Source organism: Paraburkholderia aspalathi (genome assembly GCF_900116445.1).
Lineage (GTDB): Bacteria > Pseudomonadota > Gammaproteobacteria > Burkholderiales > Burkholderiaceae > Paraburkholderia > Paraburkholderia aspalathi.
This window is the reverse complement of record NZ_FPBH01000074.1, coordinates 1-5,999: the sequence shown is the minus strand read 5'-3', so window position 1 is coordinate 5,999 and position 5,999 is coordinate 1. Positions and strand designations below refer to the sequence as shown.

The 5,999-nt window shown below is 54.8% G+C and carries 5 protein-coding genes; 3 read left to right on the top strand and 2 right to left on the bottom strand.

Translation table 11 applies throughout. The annotated features are described in order from the left end of the window. Nucleotides 1-431: 431 nt before the first annotated feature. From BM438_RS44195 to BM438_RS44185, 3 genes are all read left to right on the top strand, one after another. Nucleotides 432-1,541 (top strand): TauD/TfdA family dioxygenase, encoded by a 1,110-nt coding sequence (locus BM438_RS44195; RefSeq protein WP_093647846.1) that lies wholly within the window; start codon nt 432-434, stop codon nt 1,539-1,541. Then, nucleotides 1,534-2,370, top strand: coding sequence for a class II aldolase/adducin family protein (locus tag BM438_RS44190; RefSeq protein ID WP_093647844.1), 837 nt, complete (start codon nt 1,534-1,536; stop codon nt 2,368-2,370). The genes BM438_RS44195 and BM438_RS44190 overlap by 8 nt, the downstream gene beginning before the upstream one ends. A 176-nt stretch (nt 2,371-2,546) precedes the next feature. Continuing rightward, nucleotides 2,547-3,134: an HD domain-containing protein gene (locus BM438_RS44185; RefSeq protein WP_093647842.1), complete on the top strand. Its 588-nt coding sequence runs from the start codon at nt 2,547-2,549 to the stop codon at nt 3,132-3,134. A gap of 771 nt (nt 3,135-3,905) precedes the next feature. Here the strand turns inward: BM438_RS44185 and BM438_RS44180 are convergent. After that, nucleotides 3,906-5,120 carry a porin gene (locus BM438_RS44180; RefSeq protein WP_093647839.1) on the bottom strand — a complete coding sequence of 405 codons (1,215 nt, stop codon included), beginning with the start codon at nt 5,118-5,120 and terminating at the stop codon, nt 3,906-3,908. Nucleotides 5,121-5,558: 438 nt separating this feature from the next. Continuing rightward, a partial coding sequence (locus BM438_RS44175; RefSeq protein WP_143131882.1) for an NAD(P)(+) transhydrogenase (Re/Si-specific) subunit beta occupies nt 5,559-5,999 on the bottom strand: 441 nt, incomplete at its 5' end.

Sequence of the window (5,999 nt, the reverse complement as noted above, 5' to 3'; positions counted from 1 at the left end):
TAACCTCGAATTTAATCTGTCGCTCGCTTAAGGATGCCTAATCGTCACGCGCCCGGCATCAGCAATTACACCTATCTTGCCGGTCGGTATCAGGGAGCCTCAAGGCAGAGAACAGGCTGTCGCCGTTCATGTCATCGACGCCGATCGTAGCGATCAAACTGACAACGAGGATTTGATGCGCTTCTTGACATCGTCTATCTGGGCTCATCGGTATAGCCCATGCGGATATAGGCGCCACAACGCTGCGTCAGTCCCATGTTCATCGCTCAACTGCTGCGGATCTAGAATATTTTTTTGATTCGGTCGTCGGTTTTGTATCCGCTGATACAGCGGACTGCGGAACCGAGAAATACAGTGGTATTACGCGAACCACGCGAAGCATTGAATCGTGCAATGCGACAAGATTCTAACCTCAAGATAGAGAGACTTTAATGAACGAAACAGCCTTGAGTCCGTCCAGCTCCGAGACACTGGACATCCGATCCTCAAGTCCCGTTCCTGGCAGCCACGCCGCTTTGGGCGACGAAGTGACGGTGCATCTGCATCCGCAGGGCATTCCGTTGTTCATCATGCCTGTATCCACGCGCCTCAAGTTAGATTTTGCAGCCTTTCATGCGTGGTTGGTCGACCATGAAGATGCCATCGAGAAACTGCTGCTCGAGTTCGGCGCAGTGCGATTCCGTGGATTTCCAGTCAAAGGGCCGGAGCAATTCCGTGATCTGATGTCGCATTATCCCGTCGCCACCATGGGATACAAGGGCGGTGGGGGGGCGCGCGCCGCGATTACAGGTAGGGTGATGGAGGCGACGCGTATAAACAATGACCGATTCATTCAGCTACATCACGAGATGTGCTACCAACGTCAATGGCCACTGAAGCTCGCGTTCTACTGCAACGTAACACCGAGCTCGGGTGGCGCCACCACAATTGGGGATATTCGCCGCTACGAGGCGAAGATTCCGCAGCGGATCCTCGACGAGGTGCGCAAGCGCGGTGTTCTCTATCGCCGCAATTTCCGCGACGGACGTACGTCGACGGAAGGCTGGACTCGCGAGTTTCTTAACATGCACCGTCCCTGGCAGGAAGCTTTCTTCACCGAGGACAAGAGCGAAGTCGAATCCGCATGCGAAGCAGCGGGGCTGCAATGGCAATGGCTGGACGATGGCAGCCTGCAAACCGAAGCTCCCAAATCCGGTTTCGTCACCCATCCGGTGCTTGGCACAAACCACTGGTTCAACCAAATCAACAACATGACAGGGTTGCCCATGGGTGATCGGCTTTGGCACAACACGCTGACGCCCGAGGACTATCGGCAAGGTAAACGCTACCCCAATGAAGTTCTGTTCGGTGATGGCGGCAAGATTCCCGTTGAGGATGTCGAACTCCTGCGCCGGATCGATGACGATGTACTGGTTGACGAGCCTTGGGAGGCAGGCGAGATCATGATACTCGACAACATTCTGTGCACCCATGGTCGCACGCCTTTTGAGGGTAAGCGCGATACGCAGGTTCAACTTCTAGGGACCGGGAGCAATGTCTAAAACCCAAGAGACTGGCGACGCAACAGCGCTGGACTGGCCGGGCCAGGGGCCACTGAATCAAGCGCAGGCCGTCGACACTGCGGACGACGACCCGGCCGCACAGGAGTGGCGGGTGCGGGTCGATCTGGCCGCCTGCTACAGACTGGTCGAGTTGTTCGGCTGGAGCGACCTGGTGGGGACGCACATTTCGGCCCGGGTCCCCGGGCACGAACATGCCTTCCTCATCAATCCGTTCGGCATGACCTTCGATGAGATTACTGCTACCAGTCTGATCAAGATCGACCTTGAGGGTAACGTAATCGGCAAATCGTCCTATTACGGGATCAACAAGGCCGGATTTGTGATTCACAGCGCGGTACACCAGGTGCGCGATGACGCCAACTGCGTCATTCATCTGCATACCGTCGACAGCATGGCGGTGTCGGCGCTCTCTGAGGGTTTGCTGCCGCTGAATCAGACAGCCATGCTCACGACTGGTGACCTCGCGCTACATGACTATGAGGGGCCGGCCCTTCATCTGGACGAACGCGAACGGCTGCAGCGCGACCTGGGTGACAAGCATTTGATGCTGCTACGAAATCACGGCACGCTGGCGGTAGGTGCGAGCGTCAGCGAAGCTTTCGTCCGCATGTTCATGCTGCAGCGCGCGTGCTCTGCACAGGTACGAACCTTGAGCATGGGCCGGCCGCTTCATGAAGTCTCAGCCGCGGCACGAGCCAGTACCGAAGCGATGGGGACTAGTGCAACAACGTTGAGCCGCTATGGGCAGTTGGCATGGCCGGCGCTGCTGCGCAAGCTAGACCGGGAAATGCCAGGTTACGACGACTAGACTGCTGCAAACAGATCGTCGATCGCGAAAGGGATGCTGTGAGCGCAAGATGCGTGTGGGAGTCTCACACCGCGCTCCACGATCCTTCCCACAGAATGCGATCGACATCATCGAAAGTCACACTTCGATTGAGCTGCGAATTCTTCGCAGATGATGAAACATTTGGGAGACAGGACATGACTGCACAAGCCACCTTTGCACATATCGGCAAAAGCACCCCCGAAGACTGGGCTGCCATCCTCGGAGAACTCAGGCCTTATGCCGCCACACTGGCGGACCGGGTACTCGACCATCTAAAGGTTCTCGAAGACGATTGGGGTGGCTTGCCCGTCGCTCGCCTCACGCATTGCCTGCAGACAGCAACACTGGCGCATCGGGACGGACGCGACGAGGAGTACGTGGTCTGTGCGCTGCTGCACGACATCGGCGATACACTCGGCAGCTACAATCACCCTGATATCGCTGCGGCCATGCTCAAGCCATTCGTCAGCCCGGAAAATGTCTGGATGGTGCAACATCACGGTGTCTTCCAGGGCTACTACTTTTTTCACAACATCGGGCTGGACCCGAACATGCGGGATCGGTTTCGCGATCAGCCGGAACTGTTCGAGCGTACCGCTGAGTTTTGTGACAAATACGATGCGCCGGCATTCGATAAAGATTACGACACATTGCCCCTGTCATTCTTCGAGCCCATGGTTCGACGCGTGTTCGCCAAGCCACTTCATTCAATGTACGACAAGATGTTTCGTCCCGCCGAATGAAGCAGGGCGACCACGCTGCGATCATCGCACGTTTGTGGAGGATAAAGCATCAGCCTGCACAACGTGCGACGGATTAAGGCAACCCTCGAACGGCGACGTTCGATGAATCTGCCGAAATGCAAACACCCCGGCGCATTAAGCCGCGGCAAGCCTTCAGAATGAATCACCGACAGGGAATCGCGGCAGCCTGCTGCCGACGTGCCATAGTTCGTTGCAACTCCGAGTATAGGCGGAGCTAAACACAGGAGGCTGTGTTGAACACGATGCGTACCGGGCATGAAACGGAGACGCAGTCGACCACAGTGAAGCAACTTTCCTCCGTTGAGGTAACCAAGGCTCATCCGGATGCATCTGTCGAATTTCGAGGCTAATTTTGCGCAGAAAAAGACTCCATTTTTCTACTTGCATGGACCTTTCTCCGACACCCATTCACTTCTCCCTGAAATCCATTCCCGTCGATTCGGCCGCGCATTGTGCGCATTCGACACGACGCAGCGCCAGCCATCAAAAAATTGACCTTCTCGCGCGGCTTACTCCGATGCAAATGGACGAAACATGTAGAGATCGTCTCTAATGCTCAACGACATCTTCATGATCGGTTCTGATATGCCCGGATTGATTGCCGTAGCACAAACGAAACATCGGTGAACTGCCTCAAAATTTTGAATTCGAGGGTTGCTCAGTTTCCTCCTGTATCTCTACGCTACCCGATAGCGTTCCGCTGAAAACGAGCGACCATGGCGGTCGCTCGTTGTCTTATAGCGAAGTTGGCTAGAATTTTACGCGCACACCAAGTCGGACAAGTGCAGCGTGATTTCCCGCCGCTGCAGTTACGCTGGTGATACTGGCAACCGCCACTTGTCCAGTCGAGTCCACACCGGTTGCCTTCTGGTAGACGCCGAGAATATACACATCGGTACGCTGCGAGAGGGAGTAGTCTGCACCTAACGCAAACTGATGGTACCTGGCCCCAGAGTCGTGAACCGTAGCAAGGGTGCTACTGACACCGCTGCCTCTCATGTAATCATAGGCAACACCCAACAACAACGCCGGCGTCAACTGATATTTTCCGCTCACTTCAGCGTTGTTGAACGTGGCAGTCCCAGCGTAGCCGAGCGGATTCGGTCCCGATGTTGCCGTATCTCCGAGATTCATGAACTTGATGTTGGAGTATGTCGCACCGACCGTGGCGGAGCCAAATGTGTATGATCCACCCGTCGCGATCACCTGATAAGTGTGCGCAGATGCATAGCCGGAGAAGACCGGATTGGTGGACGCCGCCATGTTATTAACCGTGACCCCACCACCGCTCGGGTTGTCGCCAAAGAATGAGATATTCGGATTGCGGACATTCAAATAGCCCACGCCGAATGCGACCGATCCATTCGTATATGCTGCGGCCAACGAAAAAATCTGATTGCGCGAATTCGATCCCGGCTGACCACCGAAGCTGTACAAGCCATCAAAAATCAAGCCGCCATAGTTCACACTGGTGTATTTGATTGAATTGTTCGTCCGAACCGAGTTATTCAGATTGTCTATATCGCCAGGGTGAGCGCCGCGATGACTCGCCCATTGCTCAGCTGCTCCGAAGGGTGCGACGAGATCCACCATACTGTCATATTGTCGACCCCACGTAACGGAACCGTAAACTGTACTCGAGAGACCGACGAACGCTTGACGACCAAACTCAGCTCCGCCCTGATTTAGCTTGCCTGTATTGATCTCAAATCCATTCTCCAATACAAATATCGCCTTCAATCGGCCGCCCAGATCTTCAGCGCCTCGCAATCCCCACCGCGAACCTTGGAGGCCACTTGTTGCATCCAGTTGGTACAGTGCTTTACCTTGTCCGGGGGCTGTTTTTACATTGCTAACTGCCTCAAAGCTCTCATCGATAATACCGTACAGGGTGACACTACTTTGAGCGTTGGCCGCATTTGCAAATGCGCCTATTGCTACAATCACGCCAAATGACTTTTTCATGTTACGAGTCTCCATTTAATTAGTATTACTAATTTATAAATAATGATGACAATCTTGACTACGGCGTCACGCGCGTGATTACCTAAAAAGAAGACCGTTTGCGTGTGCGTTTCGTTGACAGAATTGAATCAAGTTTCAATTGCGTCGTTACAGAACCACCGCTCGCCCACCTACTTCCACAACAATTTCAAACGTCAGCATTCTTGCAAACATTGCTTAACTCGTGAGCCTTTTGGCTTCCAAGTGATTAGTGCATTTTCCGCCGGAGTTCAGCTGCCTCTCTCTCGATTTATTTCTGATATCCAGTGTTTGTGATCATTATTTCCACTGCGTCTCATGCAAGACAGAAGCCGACCATCGTTGACTGGAATTACTCCACCTATGATGTCCGCCTGATATTCGATGCTGCCCGACGCGCCCGCGCCCCACCGAGGCGTGTTATTCCACCGCCTTCACCATATCCTCAATCACCTTCTTCGCATCGCCGAACACCATCATCGTCTTGTCCATGTAGAACAGGTCGTTGTCGAGACCCGCGTAACCTGCGGCCATCGAACGCTTGTTCACGATGACCGTGCGCGCCTTGTACGCCTCGATGATCGGCATGCCCGCGATCGGCGACTTCGGATCGTTCTTCGCCGCCGGGTTCACCACGTCGTTCGCGCCAAGCACCAGCACCACGTCGACCTGACCGAACTCGCCGTTGATGTCGTCCATCTCGTAGACCATCTCGTACGGCACTTCGGCCTCGGCGAGCAGCACGTTCATGTGCCCCGGCATCCGTCCGGCCACCGGGTGAATCGCGTACTTCACCTCGATGCCCTTCTCGACCAGCTTGTCGGTCAGTTCCTTCAGTGCATGCTGCGCTCGCGCCACGGC

Coding starts and splice junctions, on each gene's coding strand:
- BM438_RS44190 (WP_093647844.1), top strand. CDS start 1,534: ATGTCTAAAACCCAAGAGACTGGCGACGCAACAGCGCTGGACTGGCCG.
- BM438_RS44185 (WP_093647842.1), top strand. CDS start 2,547: ATGACTGCACAAGCCACCTTTGCACATATCGGCAAAAGCACCCCCGAA.
- BM438_RS44195 (WP_093647846.1), top strand. CDS start 432: ATGAACGAAACAGCCTTGAGTCCGTCCAGCTCCGAGACACTGGACATC.
- BM438_RS44180 (WP_093647839.1), bottom strand. CDS start 5,120: ATGAAAAAGTCATTTGGCGTGATTGTAGCAATAGGCGCATTTGCAAAT.